The 21,736-nt window shown below is 33.1% G+C and carries 20 protein-coding genes, 1 pseudogene and 1 riboswitch; of the genes and pseudogenes, 8 read left to right on the top strand and 13 right to left on the bottom strand.

Annotated elements, in window-relative coordinates; genetic code table 11:
• The gene (locus tag P7F85_RS02870) at positions 1–873 is read left to right on the top strand and encodes a MurR/RpiR family transcriptional regulator (protein WP_002467023.1); all 873 of its coding nucleotides are present in this window, start codon (positions 1–3) and stop codon (positions 871–873) included.
• A gap of 185 nt (positions 874–1,058) precedes the next feature.
• Here the strand turns inward: P7F85_RS02870 and P7F85_RS02865 are convergent, their stop codons facing one another.
• A complete protein-coding gene (locus tag P7F85_RS02865) occupies positions 1,059–2,456 on the bottom strand; it encodes an amino acid permease (protein WP_015364770.1) in 1,398 nt (465 codons plus the stop codon).
• Between the two features lie 367 nt (positions 2,457–2,823).
• Here P7F85_RS02865 and P7F85_RS02860 point away from each other — a divergent pair, with 367 nt between their 5' ends.
• Positions 2,824–3,177, top strand: coding sequence for a hypothetical protein (locus P7F85_RS02860; RefSeq protein ID WP_031464041.1), 354 nt, complete (start codon positions 2,824–2,826; stop codon positions 3,175–3,177).
• Positions 3,177–3,359: a hypothetical protein gene (locus tag P7F85_RS02855; RefSeq protein ID WP_002465541.1), complete on the top strand. Its 183-nt coding sequence runs from the start codon at positions 3,177–3,179 to the stop codon at positions 3,357–3,359. The genes P7F85_RS02860 and P7F85_RS02855 overlap by 1 nt, the downstream gene beginning before the upstream one ends.
• Positions 3,360–3,428: 69 nt before the next feature.
• On the opposite strand, the gene P7F85_RS02850 is transcribed toward P7F85_RS02855, so the two are convergent.
• The 3 genes from P7F85_RS02850 to P7F85_RS02840 all read right to left on the bottom strand — a co-directional run bounded on the left by P7F85_RS02850 (position 3,429) and on the right by P7F85_RS02840 (position 5,285).
• Positions 3,429–3,617, bottom strand: a complete 189-nt coding sequence (locus tag P7F85_RS02850; protein WP_002465537.1) for a hypothetical protein — start codon at positions 3,615–3,617, stop codon at positions 3,429–3,431.
• Positions 3,618–3,627: 10 nt separating this feature from the next.
• Positions 3,628–4,266: an HAD-IA family hydrolase gene (locus tag P7F85_RS02845; protein ID WP_046464424.1), complete on the bottom strand. Its 639-nt coding sequence runs from the start codon at positions 4,264–4,266 to the stop codon at positions 3,628–3,630.
• Between the two features lie 92 nt (positions 4,267–4,358).
• Positions 4,359–5,285, bottom strand: coding sequence for a bile acid:sodium symporter family protein (locus P7F85_RS02840; RefSeq protein ID WP_002465539.1), 927 nt, complete (start codon positions 5,283–5,285; stop codon positions 4,359–4,361).
• 318 nt (positions 5,286–5,603) lie between these two features.
• On the opposite strand from P7F85_RS02840, the gene P7F85_RS02835 reads away from it, so the two are divergent.
• A complete protein-coding gene (locus P7F85_RS02835; RefSeq protein ID WP_002465536.1) occupies positions 5,604–6,134 on the top strand; it encodes a hypothetical protein in 531 nt (176 codons plus the stop codon).
• Between the two features lie 69 nt (positions 6,135–6,203).
• On the opposite strand, the gene P7F85_RS02830 is transcribed toward P7F85_RS02835, so the two are convergent.
• The gene (locus P7F85_RS02830; RefSeq protein WP_019236046.1) at positions 6,204–7,802 is read right to left on the bottom strand and encodes an alpha-glucoside-specific PTS transporter subunit IIBC; all 1,599 of its coding nucleotides are present in this window, start codon (positions 7,800–7,802) and stop codon (positions 6,204–6,206) included.
• Positions 7,803–8,011: 209 nt separating this feature from the next.
• Here P7F85_RS02830 and P7F85_RS02825 point away from each other — a divergent pair, with 209 nt between their 5' ends.
• Positions 8,012–8,773 (top strand): MurR/RpiR family transcriptional regulator, encoded by a 762-nt coding sequence (locus tag P7F85_RS02825; protein ID WP_002465544.1) that lies wholly within the window; start codon positions 8,012–8,014, stop codon positions 8,771–8,773.
• Positions 8,774–8,858: 85 nt separating this feature from the next.
• Here the strand turns inward: P7F85_RS02825 and P7F85_RS02820 are convergent, their stop codons facing one another.
• From P7F85_RS02820 to hutU, 7 genes and pseudogenes are all read right to left on the bottom strand, one after another.
• On the bottom strand, positions 8,859–9,371 hold the full coding sequence (locus P7F85_RS02820) for an SRPBCC family protein (protein ID WP_002465540.1): 513 nt from the start codon (positions 9,369–9,371) through the stop codon (positions 8,859–8,861).
• Between the two features lie 202 nt (positions 9,372–9,573).
• On the bottom strand, positions 9,574–10,869 hold the full coding sequence (locus P7F85_RS02815) for a Na+/H+ antiporter NhaC family protein (RefSeq protein ID WP_031464044.1): 1,296 nt from the start codon (positions 10,867–10,869) through the stop codon (positions 9,574–9,576).
• 76 nt (positions 10,870–10,945) lie between these two features.
• A riboswitch (SAM riboswitch) is annotated at positions 10,946–11,043 on the bottom strand.
• 53 nt (positions 11,044–11,096) lie between these two features.
• Positions 11,097–11,669 carry a hypothetical protein gene (locus tag P7F85_RS02810; RefSeq protein WP_015364764.1) on the bottom strand — a complete coding sequence of 191 codons (573 nt, stop codon included), beginning with the start codon at positions 11,667–11,669 and terminating at the stop codon, positions 11,097–11,099.
• 248 nt (positions 11,670–11,917) lie between these two features.
• Positions 11,918–12,799 (bottom strand): SDR family oxidoreductase, encoded by an 882-nt coding sequence (locus P7F85_RS02805; RefSeq protein WP_002467034.1) that lies wholly within the window; start codon positions 12,797–12,799, stop codon positions 11,918–11,920.
• 90 nt (positions 12,800–12,889) lie between these two features.
• A pseudogene (locus tag P7F85_RS02800) lies at positions 12,890–14,012 on the bottom strand (amidohydrolase).
• Positions 14,013–14,162: 150 nt separating this feature from the next.
• Positions 14,163–15,398, bottom strand: a complete 1,236-nt coding sequence (gene hutI, locus P7F85_RS02795; protein ID WP_002467033.1) for an imidazolonepropionase — start codon at positions 15,396–15,398, stop codon at positions 14,163–14,165.
• Positions 15,398–17,059 carry a urocanate hydratase gene (gene hutU, locus P7F85_RS02790; protein ID WP_002467035.1) on the bottom strand — a complete coding sequence of 554 codons (1,662 nt, stop codon included), beginning with the start codon at positions 17,057–17,059 and terminating at the stop codon, positions 15,398–15,400. Before hutU ends, hutI begins: the two co-directional genes overlap by 1 nt.
• Positions 17,060–17,271: 212 nt before the next feature.
• On the opposite strand from hutU, the gene P7F85_RS02785 reads away from it, so the two are divergent.
• Entirely contained in the window at positions 17,272–18,141 is an 870-nt protein-coding gene (locus P7F85_RS02785; protein ID WP_031464045.1) for a LysR family transcriptional regulator, read from the top strand.
• Here P7F85_RS02785 and hutG read toward each other — a convergent pair.
• On the bottom strand, positions 18,136–19,071 hold the full coding sequence (gene hutG / locus P7F85_RS02780) for a formimidoylglutamase (protein WP_019236048.1): 936 nt from the start codon (positions 19,069–19,071) through the stop codon (positions 18,136–18,138). The genes P7F85_RS02785 and hutG overlap by 6 nt on opposite strands.
• Positions 19,072–19,306: 235 nt before the next feature.
• Between hutG and P7F85_RS02775 the strand changes: the two genes are divergently transcribed.
• Positions 19,307–20,398: a CPBP family intramembrane glutamic endopeptidase gene (locus tag P7F85_RS02775; RefSeq protein ID WP_002467298.1), complete on the top strand. Its 1,092-nt coding sequence runs from the start codon at positions 19,307–19,309 to the stop codon at positions 20,396–20,398.
• A gap of 156 nt (positions 20,399–20,554) precedes the next feature.
• Complete coding sequence (locus P7F85_RS02770; RefSeq protein ID WP_015364759.1) at positions 20,555–21,694, top strand: FAD-dependent oxidoreductase; 1,140 nt, start codon at positions 20,555–20,557, stop codon at positions 21,692–21,694.
• Positions 21,695–21,736: the final 42 nt, after the last annotated feature.

Raw genomic sequence — 21,736 nt, 5'->3', positions numbered from 1 at the left:
ATGACAAACATTTTATATGAAATAGATAACCAGTATCCCTATTTAACAAAAAATGAGAAAAAAATAGCAAATTATATTTTGAATGCACCGCACCATGTTGTGCAAATGAATTCTCAAGATCTAGCACAAGAACTTGATACAAGTCCATCTTCTATTATTAGATTTAGCAAAAAAGTCACTGAAGGTGGTTTTCACGAATTAAAAATTGGTTTATCTAAATATTTACCAAAAGAGACCACGGTCTACAATGTGGAATTAGTTGACAATGAAAGTACAGCATCATTAAAAAAGAAGATGCATTCTCGTGCTAAAGGTGCTTTGAATAATGCAAATGAAACACTAGACGATAAAACAATTGATCGTATTTGTGATCAATTTAAACAATCGAATCGCATTTTCATATATGGTTATGGCGCTTCATTTGTCGTTGCAACTGATTTATATCAAAAGCTATCTCGTATTGGAATGAATGTACAACTTGTACAAGAGACACATATTTTCACTACTATGTTAGCATCCTGTGATAGTCGAGATTGTGTTGTTTTTATTACTAATAATGGTATGCAAAGTGAAATGCAAGCCATTGCTAAAGTTGTAGTAGATTATCATATTCCAATTATTACAATTACAAGTTCTTCAAAAAATATTATTTCTCAGATGTCAGATATAGTACTAGATTATGGACAATCAGATGAAAATGAAATGCGAATGGGTGCGACTACATCATTATTTGCACAAATGTTTACGATCGATATCCTATATTATCGTTATATAGCTCTTAATTATCAATCATCGTTAGACTTCATTACACAATCAAAAATGGCATTAGATAATTATAGAAAACATCTTTCCAATATTGATTTCAAACATTAAAAAAGATACAGTTTAGACATTAATGAGTGTCTAGACTGTATCTTTTTCAATTCTATAGTTCGAAAGAAAAAAGAGGTTAGGACAAAAGCGTTTAGGATTTCCTACAGAAAATCCTACTTTAAGGACCCCGTTAATCGGTTCCCCAAAGCACAAAAACTTTATGTCTCAACCTCTTTAAAATCAAACTATTTTAATGTATTATTTTTTCTTGCCTGTTGTTCAGCTTTATTATATCTAATGAAGTAATAAATAGTAACGATAGCTAAGAAAATAATACCAATCACTACTGAAACCACTGTTTCTTTATTAAATAACATTCCAATTAAAACAATAACTAAAAATGCAATTGTTAAGTAACTTGCTACCATACCACCAGGCATTTTGAATGGATGGTTTTTCGTTTCTTCTGGATGTAATTTTCTAAAGCGAATATGGCTAAATAAAATCATAAACCAAGGAATCATACCAGGTAAAATAGATGCACTGTAAACATATACGAAAATGCTATCAGCACCTTTAATGAAAGTTGGTAATATCACATTTAATAATGCTCCAATTAAAATACCTGTAGAAATCGCTAATACTGTATATAATGGCACACCATTTTTCATTACTTTAGTGAATATCTTAGGTAATTGACCTTTACGTGCTAATGTATAAATCATACGGCTCGCACTGAAGATACCTGAGTTACAACCAGACATTGCTGCTGTTAATACAACAAAGTTAATTAATCCTGCTGCAAATGTAATACCTACTTTAGCAAATGTTGCTACAAATGGGCTACCGATGTTTCCTAATTCATCCCAAGGATAAACTGAAACGATAACGAAGATAGCACCAAGATAGAAAATTAATATACGCCAAATGACACCATTAACTGCTTTGACAATATTTTTTTGTGGATCCTTTGTTTCTCCTGCTGAAATACCAATTAATTCTACCCCTTGATATGAACCAATGACAATAGATAATGCAAAGAAGAATCCAACAATACCATTTGGCATAAATCCACCGTGTGACCATAAATTAGAAATACCAACTGGATGTCCGCCATTTCCAATTCCAAATAAAATTAATCCAAATCCTGCAATAATCATTAAAATAATTGTTACAACTTTAATCAACGCAAACCAGAATTCAAATTCACCGAACGCTTTAACTGACACTAAGTTAGCTGCTGTTAATAAAAGAACTGCTATAATTCCCGGTATCCAAGCTGGTAAGTTCGGGAACCAATAATTCATATATTCTCCTACTGCTATTACTTCACTCATACCAACAACAACCCATTGGAATATATTACTCCAAGCGGTCATATAACCTGCTGCTGGATGTATGTAATCACTTGCAAATGTAGCGAATGAACCCGTTGTCGGATTAATATATATCATTTCTCCCATTGCTCGCATAATTAAAAATAAAAATATACCCGCAATTAAATATGCAAATATTACAGATGGCCCAGTCCATTTAATGGTGCTTGTTGCTCCCATAAACAAACCTACACCAATCGTACCGCCAAGTGCGATCATTTGCATTTGACGTGCACTCAATCCCCTTTTTAATTCATTATTCTCCATAACAATAACCCACCTCTTTTTACTAAGATAAAATAATAATAATCTTATTTACGCAATTATACTATAAAATGACGAAATTGAAACAATATTTTAACAATTTATTGAAATCGCTTACAAAACTGGCATGGCAGTCTTTTGCAAAACCGCAATTTTACTACATTTGCAATAAACAACTGCCTTAAAAAATATTTAAAAAAAAGAAAATGATTCATGTTTTTTAACTTCGAAATAATCGTAATGGTCACTGTTTTTGTTTTCTAATATAGTTTTATTTAATCTCTAACTCATTTATGTTCTCAAGATTCTTTAACGTTTGTTCAATTATGGTTTATGATATACTTTTCATATCATCATTAAGGAGATCGTTATGAGTCAAACATTAATTAAAAAAGCACTAAAAATTTCAGCTATCTTTTTAATTATCTTTTTCTTACTCAATTATTTTTCAGTTAAAAACCCAAATTTACTACCACTCATTGGTAAATCTGTATTAGCTGCAGTTGCATTCTTTATCATTTATGTAGTTGCTTTTACAGTTTTAGATTCTCCAGAGAGAAAAATGAAATTTGGTACTACATTGCCTATAGCAATCATCATTGGTTTAATTATTGGTGCATTGATATCACAGATTCAATTAGGTGTTTTAATAGGTATTGTTATTGGTATCATTGCTGGTTTTATTTGGGAATATATTGAAAAACGAAATGGAGGTCAACATTAATGTCAGTTTTGATTGGCGTCATCATTTTAATACTATTAATTATCAGTTTTATACCGAATTATAAAGCCATGAAATTAGCAAAATCACAAGGTCAAAAGACAACACGTTTTGCCATAATGGTCGGTATCGATGCGATTTTAATCGTGTTAATTTTAGTTACATTATTATTAAAAATCATGTAATAATTTATTTCATATATGAAGAAACCCGTTTCAGATTGAGTTAATGATCTCAATCTGAAACGGGCATTTTTATAGTTTACCTTGTAATAATAGGAAATATCCAATTGTAGCTAAAATCAAATAAATCACTGTCCCCACTACAAATGATCTTACATGCACATGAAATGGAACACGTTTATTAAATATGGGTCCTAAGATTAAATTACCTATACCAATAATAAGTGGACCAGCTATAAAAAATAGTATCGTGTAAAACATGCCATACCTCCTATTTCACTTCAAAAAAGCGTTGCACAATGTCATCAAAATCAATATCTTTGGCAATATAGTTTACTGAAGTAAAATCTTGTTCTTCTGTCATGACATTCGTGTTGACGATAACATCCAAGCCAGCTAAATTGGCAGCAGTTGCACCATTAACTGAATCTTCTATTGCTAAACAATGGGTTGGATTATAATTCAACTGTTGCACCGCTGTTAAATAAGGTTCAGGATCAGGTTTGACATTCGAAACATCTTCTCTGCCTACAATGACATCAATATATTCGTCTAAACCTAATTTATGGAAGGTAGGAAGTATATCTTCTCTATGACTACTTGTTGCAATAGCCATTGGAATGTGACGTTGTTTTAAATATGCCATTAAATTTCCAATCGTTTCAACGATCGGAAGTTGGCTACTTGTATCATTATGTTCTTTATATATTGCTGCTTTCTTCTCTGAACCAAGTAATGATTCTAAATACTGATGAAGCTCAGTTGCTGCACCACCTATCGATCTACGATAAAAAGCTAACGATATAGGGGCTTCGTTGTGTTTTACTAAATGTTTATTGATGACATCGAAAAGATGTTTTTCTGTATCGATAATCGTATCATCAAAATCAAATACAACTGCTCTGTACATAATATATGTGCTCCTTTGTCTCTCTTAAGTTAAATATGTTCATTGATTCATATTTTAACATAATCAGACTTTCCATTTCCCTTAAAAGTGCATCAGAGACGTTTACTTTTAGAAGACCAGTATTTAGCAAGAATAGGACCTGAAATATTGTGTACTAAGCTGAACACTGCCCCCGGTACTGCAGCTAAAGGACTGAAATGAACAGTAGCCAGTGAAACTGCTAAACCAGAATTTTGCATACCCACTTCAATAGCAACTGCCTTTTTATCTGGATAATCCATTTTAAACACTTTAGCTAATAGATAACCAATTGTATATCCTAATACGTTGTGTAATATTACGACGACAAAAATAAGTAATCCTGTTTTTAAAATTTGTGCTTTACTACCTGCAACTACAGCTGCCAATATAAGTGAAATCGCAATAACAGATACAAGCGGTAATGCCGTCGCTGCTTTATGAGCAAATTGGCGCGCTACCTTTTGGAAAACAAATCCAATGATTATTGGAATCAGTACCACTTGAACAACAGACCACAACATACTTGTGAATGATACATTTAACCATTCATGCGCAAAAAGATAAATCAGTGCTGGTGTGACAAAAGGTGCAATCAGAGTTGAAACACTTGTGATTGCAACAGATAACGCCACATTCGCTTTAGCTAAGTAACTCATGACATTACTAGATGTTCCACCCGGACAGCACCCTACTAGAATGACACCAATCGCAATTTCTGGTGGTAAATGAAAACCTTTGGCAATCAGAAAGGCTAATGTTGGCATAATCGTAAATTGCAAAATCACCCCAATAATAACGGGTTTAGGTGATTGTAATACAATCTTGAAATCTTTTGGATCAATCGTCATTCCCATTCCTAGCATGACAATACCTAATAAGTAAGGGACAAATCCTCCTAATATAGCCATATGTGATGGAAACACAAAACCAATTATAGCTGCCACTAACATCCAAAATATAAATGTCTTAGTGGCAAATTGACTCATACGATTCAACATATAAACACATCCTAAATCGTTAATAATGACAAATATTATCACAACTCATAATTATGAACAATATTATTTTCAGAATTTTTCGATATTTTAAGGTGTATAAAGTCTTTGTAACGAGATTTTAATAAAATGCTAAACACCATGGTACACTTGATTTCGCTAGCTTTATATCCATATTCTTATTAACCTTCATTCAAAAGTCCTAGTGAATATCAAAAAGAAGCGTGGTACAATCAATTTAACGAAATAAAAAAACAAATATCCTACATAACTATATATTATTTGAGCCACGTACGAATGTTAGCAATTGGGAGGCATAACATGTTGATAGACAAATTTGAAACCTATATCATCAATATCGCAGATTTAAAATCGCGATCATCACGCAAATCTTTAACAAAGCTTTGTAAACAACTTAAGTTTTGTGAATCATTTCAATACCAAATCTTTAAACAACAAGGTATGTACGCTTTAGAAGTCAGCTTACCTAAACAACAACTACCTTACTTTATTAGCTTTTTAAGTTTCCATAACTTTACCATTTACCAAATTTTATCACCAAAGCAACTAGACGAATTACTTGATTCAGAACGTTTATACCAATCTGCTAAACGATTTGAATTATCTATCGATGGCTTACAAGACGCATTTATCAAAGACAAAGTGATTGATATTATGAATATGTATATGAATCACTATAATATTAGCTATACATTAAATAAAAATTGTGCAAGTATCATTTGTCCTCCTGATATTTTTTCTAAATTACTACATACTATAGCAACACGTAACATAGATATTCTTTCAGCAGGATATAAATCTAAAATGATAAATAAAGCAAGAATTTCATAATTCAACTATTTAAACACTAATTATAAAAGGGATTCCGAAACGATATTGTTTCGGAATCCCTTGTTTTAATTATTTTTCATCATTATCGTAAACTAAGTGTTCAAATGATTCTCTCACTTGTGGTACAGACATACCTACAACGACTTGTACACTTTTGCCACTTTTAACTAGGCCATGTGCCATTTGATTATGTGTAAAATAACTACTGTCTTCTACTTTATTTTCATCATTAACTGTTAATCTTAATCGAGTTGTACAATTAGTAACATCTTTAATATTTTCTTTACCGCCAAGTCCTTCTAAATAATAAGCTGCCTTATCATCATATTCATTTCCGGTTGACTGAGGTTGCGCCGTCTTGCCTTCGCCTTTTTTCTCTTTGTAATCTTGTTTAGAGAATAATTTAACTTCTTCTTCATTTTTACGACGACCTGGTAGTGGAATATCAAATTTCAATATTAAAAATCTAAATAATACATAGTAAATACCTACAAATATTAAACCAATAACCACTTGAATCACATATGTCATCCAATGTTCTTTGCCAAGTGGTATCCAGTTTGTAGCTAAGAAGTCTAAAACACCACCGCCCATGTTACCTACTAATCCAAATCCATACATAATTGTATCCATTGTAGCTGCCAGTAAAGCATGTAATACGAATAAATATGGTGCAATAAATAAGAATGTAAATTCTAATGGTTCAGTAATACCCGCAACAACCGCTGTAAGTGTTGCTGGTATTAACAATGCAGCCACTTTTTTACGATTCTCTTTTGGTGTTGTTGAATACATAGCTAATGCAATACCTAAACAGCCGAATACTTTTCCGTTACCTTGTAACATAAAGCCGTATGGGAATTGTTCTTTTAACGGTTTACTACTTTCTGCAAATTGGTTTAAATGTTGCAACCATTCCGCTTTGAGACCATGATTGACAACGACTGGACCAACTTCAATCGGTGCATAAATGAAGTGATGTAAACCTGTTGGGATCAACACTCTTTCTAAGAAATGATATAACCACACGCCTACATATCCTGATCCGATAATAAAGTGTTGTACTGACGCTATACCATGTTGAACTGTAGGCCATACGACACATGTAATTGCTGCAACAGGTAACATAACAAAGAATGAAATCGTCACTACAAATGTTAATCCTTGGAATACGCCTAACATTTCTGGAAGACGTTTACTATAATAACGATTATGAATCCATGTAATAATACCTGAGATAATAATACCGCCTAAAATATTAGTATCTAATGTTTCTATCCCGGCAATTGCTTTAAGACCAGTAACATTTTCAACGCCTTTTTCTAAATTGGCACCAAATGTATGTGGCCATTGCGTTAATATCGCATTAATAAATGTATTAAACATCAAATAGCCCATTAATGCAGCTAGTGCAGCATGTCCAGGTGCTTTTTTAGCCAAAGATAATGGTAAACCTACTACAAATACAATTTCCATATGGTTGAATATGACCCAACCACCTGACTCTATTACTGACCAAAATTTAAACCAAAATGTATGTTGGTCTGCTAAACCTCCCATAATTGTTGGGTTTTTAAATAATGTTGCAAACCCAAGTACAATCCCAAAGAAAGCAAACATCAAGACAGGTACAATCATTGCACTACCAAAACGTTTGATTGCATTCATTATAATTACCTCCACATCCCAATTTCGTTCTATTTCACATTGAAAATGAGTATTAAACCATTCCTTTCAATGTCTTATCTTGTTTCTAATATATAGTAAACGCTTACATCACTACAACGTCATTGACGCATTTTGAAAGTATTTTGTATAATCAGATTATGTTTTCTTATGATGAAAATTTTTTCAACACTAACAAATGAGGTGTCGTCATGTTTCTAGATGAACGTGTGAACGCGAACTTTAATCAACTCAATGACAATGATTTACAAATTGCAAATTTCGTTAATACCCATGTTGATTTATGTAAAAATTTGAAAATTCAAGACTTGGCGCAACATACACATGCATCAAATGCCACTATACATCGCTTTACACGAAAATTAGGATTTGATGGTTATAGTGACTTCAAATCATTTTTAAAATTTGAAAGTGAAAAGAAAAATCAATTGCCTTCTGACTCTATCGAATCATTTAGACAAGAAATTGAAAATACATTTAATTATTTAGATCGTATAGATTATGAACTATTAACTAATAAAATGAATGATGCTGGAACGATATATTTATATGGAACAGGTCGAGCTCAAATCAATGTGGCTGAAGAAGCACAAAGAATATTATTAACAATGCATAAAAACATCATTATTCTTTATGATGTCCACGAATTAAAAATGGTCTTAAACAAAACAGTATCGCAAGACCTTTTCTTTATCATTTCACTATCTGGAGAAACATATCAATTAAAAGAAGTGACTCAGTTATTACAATTGAGACAAAAATATTTTATCTCTGTCACAACGATGAAAGATAATTCGTTAGCCCAACAAGCAAATTATAATGTTTATGTATCTAGTAATACATTTTATTTAAATGATGGCACTGACTATTCAAGTTTCATTAGTTATCATATTTTCTTTGAAACGCTGCTCAGAAAATATAATGAACGCAAAGAGAAAGGCGACCTCAATTGATGCATTAGCCTATAAAGATAAAAAGCCAGTAAATGAGCTTTCTTAAGTTCATTTACTGGCTTATATAACTTATGTTTAAAACGAATTAGTTATTTTTTTGTTCTTCAATTTCTTCTAACACTGCATTCATTTTATCAAACATAAGTTCAAATCCATGTGCAGTGGAATCATGATATTCTTTCTTTTTCTGTTTGTATTCAAGGTTGGTTAATCTTCTTTCGCGTTCCATATATGATTGATAATAGAAGAACATTTGTGTGCCACCTGATTCACGTTCAAAGAATTCTACTTCTATAATATCCTCATCGTTACTTAAGCCTGGCATACCTATTGTCATTTTAATAAATTCATCCATGACTAATTCTTCGTATGTACCTTCGATAATATTTTGTTTGCCATTTCTACTATCAACGATACGATACTTACCACCTTCTTGGACATCTGCTTCAAATGATTTATTCGTACGTTTCGACGTCATAAACCATTGTTTAAGAATATCTTCTTTCGTCCAAGCTTCATAAATTGTTTCTGGTGAATATTTTAATAAACGTTCAATATCAATTTCTACATATTCATTTTCCACATTATACTTTGCCACTTTCAGTCACCTACTTTCACTCTTAATACTATTTTAACGTATTTGTTCAAACTTCCAAACATTTATACATTAAAAAAGATTGCGCTTCTACACATTTAGTCTAGTTTACCATTAAAACGCTGACTTAAAACATTTTCAATATTTATAATTCTATTTATCAACTAAAAAACCGAGACTAAAAAGTCTCAGTTTTTAATCATATTTATGCTTTATTTTTTAATTTCGGATACCCAATTAAAATAGCAATCAGCCCACATACTCCAAGCATGATTGGATAAATACTATAAGGTACAAGTAAGAATGGTGAGATACCAGCCACTCCTGCAGCTGAAATAACTTGAGGACTATATGGTAATAAGCCTTGGAAACATCCACCAAATATATCTAAAATACTAGCTGATTTACGTGGATCAACATCATATTCATCTGCTATATTTTTAGCTAATGGTCCTGACATAATGATTGAAATAGTATTATTAGCTGTTGCAATATCTGCTACACTAACTAAACTGGCAATACCTATTTCAGCCCCACGTTTAGATTTCACGCGCCCTCTAACTACATTTAACAACCAATCTATACCGCCATTATGTTGAATAAGTCCTACTAAACCACCAATTAATAGGGCAATCATCGCAATATCTTCCATACCTATAATCCCTTTAGATACAGCACTTAGTAATCCTTTCCAACCAAATGAGCCATCAATAAGACCAATGATTCCAGATAAAACTGTTCCACCAATAAGAACGATAATCACATTGACACCAACTAGCGCTAGAATCAACACCAATAGATATGGAATGACTTTAACTAATTGGAAATCATAACTTTTAGAATGATCCATGGAAATACCATTTGTTAGGAAAAATAGTACAACTATAGTTAATATCGCACCTGGTAAAACAATTCTAAAGTTTACTTTAAATTTATCTTTCATCTTCGTATGTTGTGTACGTACAGCCGCTATCGTAGTATCAGAAATCATAGAAAGATTATCTCCAAACATAGCGCCACCAACTACTGTAGCCATAGCTAATGCTGCAGAGACATCTGTTGCTTGCGCAAAGCCAAATCCTACTGGTGCAATAGCTGCTACTGTGCCTACTGATGTTCCCATTGAAATAGAAACAAACATACAAATGATAAATAAACCTACTATAATTAAATTTTCAGGGATGAGAGACAATCCCAAATTTACAGTAGAAGTCACGCCACCCATTTTCTCTGTAGTCGTAGAAAATGCGCCTGCTAAAATAAAGATAAGCATCATTAAAATAATATTTGAATGACCTGCACCTTTAGTAAACACTTCAACTTTAGTGGCAAATTTTTCTTTGCGATTCATCAACAAAGCAACGATTACTGTAATCGTTATCGCAACATTTAACGGCATCGTCGTGAAATCACCCGAGATGATACCTACACCTAAAAATAACAACATAAATAATAATAACGGAAATAACGCCCAAGCATTACCCTTTTTAGTTTCTTTCATCATTAGACCTACTTCCTTACAAAAAATACCTCTTTTCCTTATGATAAAGAAAAGAGGTCCATCTACAACGATTATCCCCTTATCTTCAAACCTAGACAGGTTACTGGAATTGGCACATGATTCAATGTTGCCGAAGCTTCATAGGGCCAGTCCCTCCACTTCTCTTGATAAGTGATTCATATTTAACGTTTACGTTACAAGATAATTCCTATGACGTCAATCATAAATTATAACTTCGTCGTAAAATATTTTTCATAAATAATTAATGCAACAGCAACTACGAATAACATTGCAATAGCTATACCAAAGACGATCCACCATTTTAAATAAAGTGATACAATCATTAAAATAATAGAAATGATCGTCATACTAATCATCAGTATTTTAAATTGTCGTTCACGTTGTTGAGAGATCACTTTATAATCTCGATGATTTTTCCTTTGTGTATCATCATCAATTTGTAATTTAGTTTCTATATAAAAAACAAACGCCATAGTTACCATTAGGATTAAGAAACCAATCCATACATGGGATTGTGATATTAGCACTATTCCGGCATAACCTAAATACAAACACCCCGCAATAATACCTAATAACCGGTCGATTGTTTGATTAATCCATATGATATTATTTTTAATATTTTTATTAACAAAATACAGATTTTTTAATGCATTGGTTAAAGCAAATAAAAGTATTAAAATGATTAAAAACCATTGATTTTTAGTAAATAACGAAAATATAACTATAGCGATTATACCTATTATGAACGGAGCAACCCTTATAAACCTATCTTTCACCATGTCATAACCTCCTTTAGATATAAGATTTAATTTGCATGTCCTCGTATAAAATGCCAATCCCTTAAATATATAGGGTATTTTTTAATTAAATTTCATTCTTCAAAAAGGTTAATAATTTTATATTTTTATTTTACATTAAACATATTTTTATTCCAAATTCATAATAAAATTGGATATAGTTATCATATAATTTGTCACAAAAAAATAGTCGATAAAGTATTAACACTTTATCGACCAACTTATATTCATTAGTTAATTTGAATACCGCCTGTCACACCGAAGACTTGTCCAGTTGTATAACTTGATTCTTCAGATGCTAATAGGACATATGTTCCTGATAATTCAACAGGTTGTCCTGCACGGCCAAGTGGTGTTTCCTTACCAAATTCAGGAATATTTCGTTGTGGTTGTCCACCAGTAATTTGTAATGGTGACCAAAATGGTCCTGGGGCTACACAATTGACACGAATACCTTTTGCGCCAAGTTCTTCTGATAAACTTTTTGTTAATGAGATAATTGCAGCTTTCGAAGCGGCATAATCATGTAAAATAGGACTTGGATTATATCCTTGAACAGATGATGTTGTTGTAATTGATGCACCTGGTTGTAAATATTCTAACGCTTTTTGTACTGTCCAAAATATAGGATATACATTGGTTTCAAATGTCTCTTTAAATGATTGTGTATCAAACCCTTGTATATCGTCATGGTATTGTTGATGTCCAGCTACTAATGTCACATTATCCAGCCCACCAAGTTGTTGATGTGCTTCTTCGACCATGTCATAGTTAAATTGTTCATCACGTATATCACCAGGCAGTAACACTGCTTTTTGTCCCGCTTCTTCAATCACTTGTTTAACTTCTTGTGCGTCTTTGTCTTCACTTGGAAGATAATTAATAGCAACATCTGCGCCTTCTTTAGCATAAGCAATAGCTGCTGCGCGTCCAATGGCAGAATCGCCACCAGTGACTAACATTTTATATCCTTTTAATCGACCGTGTCCGACGTATGATGTCTCACCGCAATCTGGTTCAGGTTTTAATTGGCTTTGCAAGCCTGGAAGTGGCTGCTCTTGTTGTTCATAGTCTGTTGATTTGAATTTATTTCTAGGATCTTGTGCTGACATTTCAAATTCATCTCCTCAATTTGTATATGTTCTCATATACCCAAGGTTATCCAGATGTTAATCATACTATCTTTATACAATTTATGGAGACTATTGATTCAGAAGACGTTTAGTGAGTGTCACAAAATATGTCGGCACTTTTTCTAAAATACGTTCATCAGGATCAAATAAAGGATGATGTAGATCATACTCACTATTAGATCCAATGAATGCAAATACGCCGGGATACGTTTCTGTATAACCAGAAAAGTCTTCACCAATTGTTAATGGTAAATCCATAATTGATACATGATAACCAACATCTTCTGCTACTTCTATCGCTATATCAGTTAATTCATCATCATTAATCACTGTTCCAGGAAGTCGTGTATATCGGCAATCAACTTGTAAATTAAATGTTTGTGCTAAACCATCAGCAATTTCATTCATTCGTTGTTCGATATACGCTCTATGCTCAGGTTTAAATGAACGGACAGTACCTTGTACATAGGCTTGATCCGCAATGACATTCCATGTATTTCCACATGAAATTTCACCAATTGTAACAACGGCATTATCAAATGCAGATAAATTTCTACTAACAATCGTTTGTAAACTATTAATCAGTTGACCTAAAGCCACCGTTGGGTCATTACCTTGTTCTGGTTTAGCAGCATGCGCGCCTTTTCCTTTAATATCAAATTCGAAACGGTCTACTGCAGATGTAATAGGACCTTTTTTTAATTGCAAAGTCACCAATGTCCATCGTTGGATAATTATGGAAACCTAAAACTGCTTTTACACCGTCTAATACACCTGTAGCTACTACTTTTTTAGCTCCATGACCTAGCTCTTCTGCCGCTTGGAAAATGATTCTCACTCGACCATTTAGTTCATTCTCTTGGGCTTTCAATTGTGTTGCAACGCCTAATATACTTGCCATATGAATATCATGACCACATGCATGCATGACACCTTGATTGGTTGACGTAAATTCATGTTCGACTTGCTCATTGATAGGTAGCGCATCTATATCAGTTCTAATCGCAATCATTTGGTCCCCTTGTCCTATTTCTGCAACTAATCCTGTATCTAAAGGTAAATCTAAAATTTTTATCTCATGTGCTTCTAAAATACGTTTAAGTCGTTGTGTAGTTTCATATTCTTTCTCTGATATTTCAGGGAATTGGTGAAATGTTCGTCGCCAATTCACATAGTCTGTATAATCAGTCATTGTTATCTCCATCCCTTTCAACCTAAAAACTATTTTTCTATATATAGTAACATAATTGTCAAACTTTTCTAAAAATACACTGATCCTTTTACTATAAACAAAAAACCGTACCGACAATGTCGGCACGGTCATTTCAATGAACACTTTGTCTTAATCTAATGAAAATTCATTATCTACAATTACTCTACCATCTTTAATCACTTTTTGAGCATGGTTGATACCAAAGTGATAAGGAATATATTCATGGTTTGGCGCATTCCAAATAACGATATTAGCTTTGTCGCCTTCATTAATTGTACCTGCGTCTAAATCAATAGCTTTTGCTGCATTAACTGTTACCGCATTCCAAACTTCATTTGGTGATAATTTTAATTTCAATGCGGCAATGGCCATAGCTAATTGTAAGTTATTAGTAACACTGCTACCAGGGTTATAGTCTGTTGCAATAGCGATAGCACCATCATTATCTAGCATACCTCTCGCATCTGCATAATCATTTTTATCTAGATAGAATGTCGTAGCTGGTAATAATACGGCTACTGTGTCACTATTTTTTAATTTTGCTTTACCTTCTGCACTTGAAGCAACAAGGTGATCAGCAGAAATTGCATTTTCGTCAATAGCTAACTCTAGACCACCAAGTGGATCAATTTCATCAGCATGAATTTTAACTTTAAATCCTGCCTCTTTCGCTTTTTGCATATAATGTTTAGATTCTTCAACTGAGAATACACCCGTTTCACAGAAGATATCTGCAAAGTCTGCATATTCTTTTACTTCTGGTAAAAGCTCAATCATCTCATTTAAGAACGCTTCATTAGACTCTGCTTCTTTAGGAACCGCATGTGGTCCTAAGAATGTATGTCTCATATCTAAACCGTATTTCTCTGCTAAACGATTAGACACTCTTAATTGTTTAAGTTCATTTTCTTTATCTAAACCATAACCACTTTTACTTTCAACGCCTAAAACACCATGTTGAATCATTGTTAGTAAATCGTGTTCAGCTTTTTTAAATAAATCTTCTTCACTAATGTCACGTGTGGCTTTAACTGTTGATAAAATACCGCCACCAGATTCTAATATCTCTAAATAAGATTTACCTTGTCGTTTTAATGACATTTCATGTTCTCTTGAGCCACCGAAAACTAAGTGCGTGTGTGCATCAATCAATGATGGTGACACTACTTTACCTGTAGCATCAATCACTTGTTCAGCATCATATTTATCAGTATGTGGTCCTGAATATACAATTTTACCGTCGTTCACAACTACCGTACCATTTTCAATCACATCTAATTGATCAAGTTCCGCACCTTTTAAAGGACGATCAGTTGATTTTGGTAAAATAAGCTCTTTAATGTTTTGAATAATTAAATCGTTCATTATTTATCACCTGCTTCATCAATCATTGGAATTTTGATGCCTTTATCTTTAGCCGTTTGAATGGCCATGTCATAACCGGCATCAACATGTCTTACTACTCCCATACCCGGATCTGTAGTTAATACACGTCCTAATCGACGATCTGCACGTTCTGAGCCATCTGCTACAACAACCATACCAGCATGTAATGAATAACCCATACCTACGCCACCGCCATGGTGGAATGAAATCCAAGAACCGCCTGCTGCAGTATTAATTAATGCATTAAGTACAGCCCAGTCACCTACTGCATCACTTCCATCTCGCATACCTTCTGTTTCACGGTTTGGACTTGCTACTGAACCAGAATCTAAATGATCTCGTCCGATAACAATTGGTGCAGAAATTTCACCATCACGCACTAATTTATTAAGTGCTAGTCCCATTTTGGCACGTTCTTCATAGCCTAACCATGCAATTCTTGAAGGTAAACCTTGATAAGAAATTTTCTCTTTTGCTAGATCTAACCAACGAATTAATTTTTCATTATCCGGGAATAATTTTCTCATTTCTTCATCTGCACGTTCAATATCTTTTGGATCACCACTTAATGCTGCAAAGCGGAATGGTCCTTTACCTTCACAGAATAATGGTCTAATATATGCAGGCACAAATCCTGGGAAATCAAATGCATTTTTTACTCCGTTATTATATGCAACTTGACGGATATTGTTACCATAGTCAAATGCAACGGCACCTTGTTTTTGGAATTCAAGCATTAACTCAACATGTTTAGCCATTGAAGCTTGAGATAATTCTACGTATTTTTTTGGATCTTCTTTACGTAGCTTTTTAGCTTCTTCAACTGAATATCCTTGTGGTACATAACCATTTAATGGGTCATGTGCACTTGTTTGGTCAGTAATAATATCAATTTTAAATCCTTTGTCTAAAATAGCTTTGTGAATGTCTACTGCATTACCTACTAATCCTATAGATAAAGCTTCCCCTTTTTGTCTAGCGTCTTCAGCTAATTTTAATGCTTCATCTAAATCGTTAGTCTTGATATCGCAGTATTTTGTTTCGACACGTTTATCAACACGACTTTCGTCGACATCTACACAAATAGCTACACCATTATTCATAGTCACAGCAAGTGGTTGTGCACCACCCATACCACCTAATCCAGCAGTAAGTGTTACTGTACCTGTTAAATCACTTTGATATTCTTGATTACCAAGTTCAGCAAATGTTTCATAAGTACCTTGAACGATACCTTGTGAACCAATATAAATCCAACTACCTGCTGTCATTTGACCATACATCATTAAGCCTTTTTTATCTAATTCATTAAAATGATCCCAGTTCGCCCATTCAGGCACTAAAACTGAATTGGAAATTAATACTCGTGGCGCTTCTTCATGTGTTTTAAATACTGCCACTGGTTTACCAGATTGTACAAGCATTGTTTCATCTGCTTCTAAATCTCTTAATGTATTTTCAATTGCTTCAAAGGCTTTCCAATTACGAGCAGCTTTACCAATACCACCATATACCACAAGTTCTTCTGGGTGTTCCGCTACTTCTGGATCTAAGTTATTATATAGCATTCGTAGTACTGCTTCTTGTTCCCAACCTTTACATTCGATATCTAACCCTTTTTTTGCATGAATTTCTCTCATTACTATCTCTCCCATCCGAAATAATATCAAAATCCAAAATATATTAAGTTTCTCTTTAATCATTATCTTCTAAATATTCGTACTATTCAAAAGATAACAATCACTATTAATCAGGTTGTTACAACCATATTATATTATGCTAAGATATAGATAACAAATATAAATAAACTAATTATTTATAGATAAAAACTATGATATATAGGAGATGACCTATGAAAATCATTCAATTAGAATATTTTTTAGCCGTTGTAAAATACAATAGTTTTACGAAAGCCGCTAATTTTTTACATATTAGTCAACCTTCCTTAACTGCAGCTATTAAAAAAATGGAAGCTGATTTAGGATACGACTTATTTATGCGTACTACCAAAGATATTAAAATCACTGAAAAAGGGATTCAGTTTTATAAATATGCTGAAGATCTAGTAGAATCCTATCGTTCAACAGTTGAAAAAATGTATGATTTAAATGTGTCTTCGGAACCCCGTATTAAAATGGGCATTTTAGAATCCACGAGTCAATGGATGGCCAATGTCATCCGTGCACATCATAAGCGTTACCCTAATCAGCAATACCGAATTTATGAAGTGCATGATCAACATCAATCCATTGAGCAACTTACCAACTTTAATGTTCATTTTGCCTTAACAAACGAAGAAATACGCCATCAAGATATTACATCGATCGCATTATATAAAGAATCTTATATATTATTAACACCTAAAGATGCATTTCCAAAGCAAAAAACGATTCAATTGGATGACTTACCTTTAATTTTGCCGAATAAAAATTCTCAAGTTCGTAAACACTTAGATGATTATTTTAATAGAGTAGGTATCCACCCTAATATCATTATGGAATCTGATCGTTTTGAATCCGCTACTAATCTAGTCCATTTAGGTATTGGTTATGCGGTTATTCCTCGATTTTATTACCAATCATTTAATACACGGAATTTAGACTACATTAAAATACGCCCTAATTTAGGACGCAAAATTTATATTAATTATTTAAAAAAGAGAAAGCACTCTGAACAAGTACTTTCTCTTATTGAACAATGTATTGATTATTGGAATTTATAATAAGAAGTGATGCACTAAATTCGCAATCAGTTTCGCTGTACGATTGTCTTGATCGTATTTAGGGTTCATTTCAGCAATACTTACTGATTTAACCTTTTCACTTGGGACAATGCGTTTTGCTAATTCAAACACTGTATGTGGATAGATGCCTAAGACTGCTGGAGCACTAACACCTGGAGCAAAGGCACTATCTACAACATCCATACAAATCGTAAACATGATTACATCATGATCGTGAATAAAACGTTCAATCATATCTTTAATCGGTGGTGATACTTGATGTAATAATTCATCAGCATAAACAAATGATACGCCTTTTTCTTTAGCATAGTCGAATAAACCTTGTGTGTTACCACCTTGAGAAATACCTAATACCATGTAATCTGCATTGTCGTCTTGTTCTAGTATTTGTCTAAAACTCGTACCTGAAGTGGATTCACCTTCATCACGTGTATCAAAGTGGGCATCAATATTAATAACCCCAATTGACTCATTAGGATACACTTGTCTAGTCGCTAAATATTGTGCATAGGCGATATCATGCCCACCACCTAATAAGAATGTTTGCTTATGATTATGAATAGACTTAGCTGCTAATTCTGCAAATTCCTTTTGAGTATCAATTAGTGCGTCATGATCATGCTCGACATTTCCATAATCAACGATTTGTTCACATTGATTCAAATCTGGTAAGCCAGCGAACGCTTTTTTAATCGCATTAGGCCCCTCTTTTGCACCTACACGCCCTTTATTTAGTTCGACACCTTTATCAATCGCATAACCTAAGATACCAACACCTTTTTGTTTAGATGCTAATTCTACTTGTCTTAAGTCATTAAATTGGATAGTTTGAAAATGTCTAAATTGTTTGGCATCTGTTTCACTATCTAATCTTCCAGTCCATAAGCTTGGTTCAGCTAGTTGATACATTGTTCTTCCCCCTTGATTTCTTTGCTTTATCCTTATAATTAAAGTATAACTTTGGCTCACACTTAATTCAATGTTGTTCTTATATTCCCGTTTAACCTAAATTTAATTACGTTTATAATTCATTACTATTACATTTTGATGATAATTAAAATAGACAATTTATCTATCATCTTTTAAGATGTATAATTGTAAATAAAACAATAATTGCTTGTTTCCGTAATGGAGGTTACATAAAATGAAAAACAATCGAATTTCTGGGTTTCAATGGGCAATGACAATATTTGTGTTTTTTGTCGTGACAATGGCCTTATTCGTAATACTTAGAGATTTCCAAGCAGCAATAGGCGTGAAACGTTTTGTATTCGACATTACAGACCTTTCTCCATTTATTGCAGCTATCATATGTCTACTTGTCTTTAAACATAAAAAAGAACAAATGGCGAGTTTAAAATTCACTTTTAGTCTCAAAGTTATTGAGCGTTTATTACTCGCATTAATCATACCTTTATTTATTTTCATTATCGGTATGTTCTGCTTCAATACATTCGCAGATAGTTTCATCCTACTACAAGCATCTGATTTATCTGTGTCAATATTCGCAATTTTAATCGGTCATTTAATCATGGCGTTTGTAGTAGAATTAGGTTTCCGTTCATATTTGCAACATATCGTTGAAACAAAGATGAACACATTATTTGCGAGTATTGTTGTAGGTATCATTTATTCTATCTTTAATGCTAATACAACATACGGTCTTGAGTTCGCAGGCTATCATTTCTTATATACATTTGCTTTCTCAATGATTGTAGGTGAGTTAATTAGAGCTACTAATGGTCGTACCATTTATATTGCTACACTTTTCCACGCAGCAATGTCATTTGGTTTAGTATTCTTGTTTAGTGAAGAAATTGGCGATTTATTCTCTATGAAAGTCATCGCCTTAGCTACGACTGCTGTTGGTTTAATTTATATCATTTTAAGCTTAATCATTCGTGCTATCTTTTATAAAAAGACGAATCAAAATTTAGATGAAGTAGAACCTAATAATTATTTAGATCATGTTAGCGATGATAATGACAATGATTATACTGAAACTAAGCATGATAATAGTAGAATTTCAGATAACCATGATCGTCATAAAGATACATTAGATGCTCAACATCAAGACAATAAGTATGACGCTCAAGATCATGGTCATGACTCTGAGTCAACTGATCATTTAAAAGAACATACATCATATAAACAAGATCGTCGTTCATCCGTTGTTTCTGATTTACAAGATGAAATCAAACAAACTGAAGAACATAGCCCTAACAACAAATATTAATTAATCAAGCCCGTCACATTCATATTAATGAGTGGACGGGTTTTTTTAACGTTTAAATGTCGAACCTAAATGGGTAAATTTAGTCAGGCAAAATTATATTTATTAGGAATGTTAAGATACTATAATATATTTCCTCATTCTTTAAGGAGTGGTTTGATGAATTTAGAAGAAAATAATAACCCTATTACAATAATTGGTGGTGGCATCGGTGGTTTAACATTAGCACGTGTACTATATGTGAATGGCATACCTGCTAAAGTGTATGAATCTGATGCATCACGTGACGCACGTACACAAGGTGGACAGTTAGATATACATGAATATAATGGTCAAGTTGCACTGGAAAAAGCAAACTTAATGGATGAATTCCGTTCTATTATTCAAAAAGGCGCTGACGCAACACGTATTGTAAATCAAAATGGTGAATTACTATTAGATTTACCTGACGACGAATCCAATGGCCGACCAGAAGTTTTACGTGGTGATTTAAGAAATATTTTAATCGACTCATTACCAAAAGACATGATTGAATGGAATAAAAAAGTAGACCACGTAGAAAAATTGGATAAAAAACAATATAAAGTTGTATTTAGAGATAACACATCTGTAACAACTGCTCAACTTATTGGTGCAGATGGTGCTTGGTCTAAAGTACGCAATATATTAACTGATATTAAACCACATTATTCTGGTTATACCTTTATTGAAACCTATTTATATGATGTTGATCGTCAATATCCTAAAACAGCTAACAAAGTAGGCAAAGGTGCAATGTATGCTCTATCACCAAATAAAGGTATAGTTGCTCATAGAGAAGCAGGCGATATTTTACACACGTATATTCAAATGAATTGTGATAGCGAATGGATAGATAGCATTGATTTTTCAAATGGCCAAGAAGCAACTAATACTATAGCTGCAGAATTTAAAGGTTGGTCACCAGAAGTCACTGCTTTAATTACTCAAGCGGATAGTTCTATTACACCTCGTAAAATTAATGCTCTACCTGATACACATCGTTGGAAACGTCAATCAGGTATCACATTAATTGGTGATGCTGCACATTTAATGGCACCATCTGGTGAAGGTGCTAATTTAGCAATGTTAGACGGTGCGGAATTAGCGGAATTAATCGCTGAACATCCAAATGATATTGATAAAGCTATTGCTTTATACGAAGAAAAAATGTTCCCTAGAAGTGAGGAAGAAGCTAAAGAATCTCATGAATTATTAGATATTTGTCTAGGTGCAAATAGTCCTCAAAGTTTAGTCGATTTATTCAACAGTGCACAATAAAAGTTGAATCATATTAAAATAAGCGTCTATAGTCGTTCTCAT

The organism is Staphylococcus sp. aM (genome assembly GCF_052975125.1).
This window is presented reverse-complemented; position numbering and strand designations above follow the sequence as displayed.

Excerpts from the sequence above, each read along its gene's own strand:
- P7F85_RS02870 (WP_002467023.1), top strand. The coding sequence starts at position 1 with ATGACAAACATTTTATATGAAATAGATAACCAGTATCCCTATTTAACA.
- P7F85_RS02865 (WP_015364770.1), bottom strand. The coding sequence starts at position 2,456 with ATGGAGAATAATGAATTAAAAAGGGGATTGAGTGCACGTCAAATGCAA.
- P7F85_RS02860 (WP_031464041.1), top strand. The coding sequence starts at position 2,824 with ATGAGTCAAACATTAATTAAAAAAGCACTAAAAATTTCAGCTATCTTT.
- P7F85_RS02855 (WP_002465541.1), top strand. The coding sequence starts at position 3,177 with ATGTCAGTTTTGATTGGCGTCATCATTTTAATACTATTAATTATCAGT.
- P7F85_RS02850 (WP_002465537.1), bottom strand. The coding sequence starts at position 3,617 with ATGTTTTACACGATACTATTTTTTATAGCTGGTCCACTTATTATTGGT.
- P7F85_RS02845 (WP_046464424.1), bottom strand. The coding sequence starts at position 4,266 with ATGTACAGAGCAGTTGTATTTGATTTTGATGATACGATTATCGATACA.
- P7F85_RS02840 (WP_002465539.1), bottom strand. The coding sequence starts at position 5,285 with ATGTTGAATCGTATGAGTCAATTTGCCACTAAGACATTTATATTTTGG.
- P7F85_RS02835 (WP_002465536.1), top strand. The coding sequence starts at position 5,604 with ATGTTGATAGACAAATTTGAAACCTATATCATCAATATCGCAGATTTA.
- P7F85_RS02830 (WP_019236046.1), bottom strand. The coding sequence starts at position 7,802 with ATGAATGCAATCAAACGTTTTGGTAGTGCAATGATTGTACCTGTCTTG.
- P7F85_RS02825 (WP_002465544.1), top strand. The coding sequence starts at position 8,012 with ATGTTTCTAGATGAACGTGTGAACGCGAACTTTAATCAACTCAATGAC.
- P7F85_RS02815 (WP_031464044.1), bottom strand. The coding sequence starts at position 10,869 with ATGAAAGAAACTAAAAAGGGTAATGCTTGGGCGTTATTTCCGTTATTA.
- P7F85_RS02810 (WP_015364764.1), bottom strand. The coding sequence starts at position 11,669 with ATGGTGAAAGATAGGTTTATAAGGGTTGCTCCGTTCATAATAGGTATA.
- P7F85_RS02805 (WP_002467034.1), bottom strand. The coding sequence starts at position 12,799 with ATGTCAGCACAAGATCCTAGAAATAAATTCAAATCAACAGACTATGAA.
- hutI (WP_002467033.1), bottom strand. The coding sequence starts at position 15,398 with ATGAACGATTTAATTATTCAAAACATTAAAGAGCTTATTTTACCAAAA.
- hutU (WP_002467035.1), bottom strand. The coding sequence starts at position 17,059 with ATGAGAGAAATTCATGCAAAAAAAGGGTTAGATATCGAATGTAAAGGT.
- P7F85_RS02785 (WP_031464045.1), top strand. The coding sequence starts at position 17,272 with ATGAAAATCATTCAATTAGAATATTTTTTAGCCGTTGTAAAATACAAT.
- hutG (WP_019236048.1), bottom strand. The coding sequence starts at position 19,071 with ATGTATCAACTAGCTGAACCAAGCTTATGGACTGGAAGATTAGATAGT.
- P7F85_RS02775 (WP_002467298.1), top strand. The coding sequence starts at position 19,307 with ATGAAAAACAATCGAATTTCTGGGTTTCAATGGGCAATGACAATATTT.
- P7F85_RS02770 (WP_015364759.1), top strand. The coding sequence starts at position 20,555 with ATGAATTTAGAAGAAAATAATAACCCTATTACAATAATTGGTGGTGGC.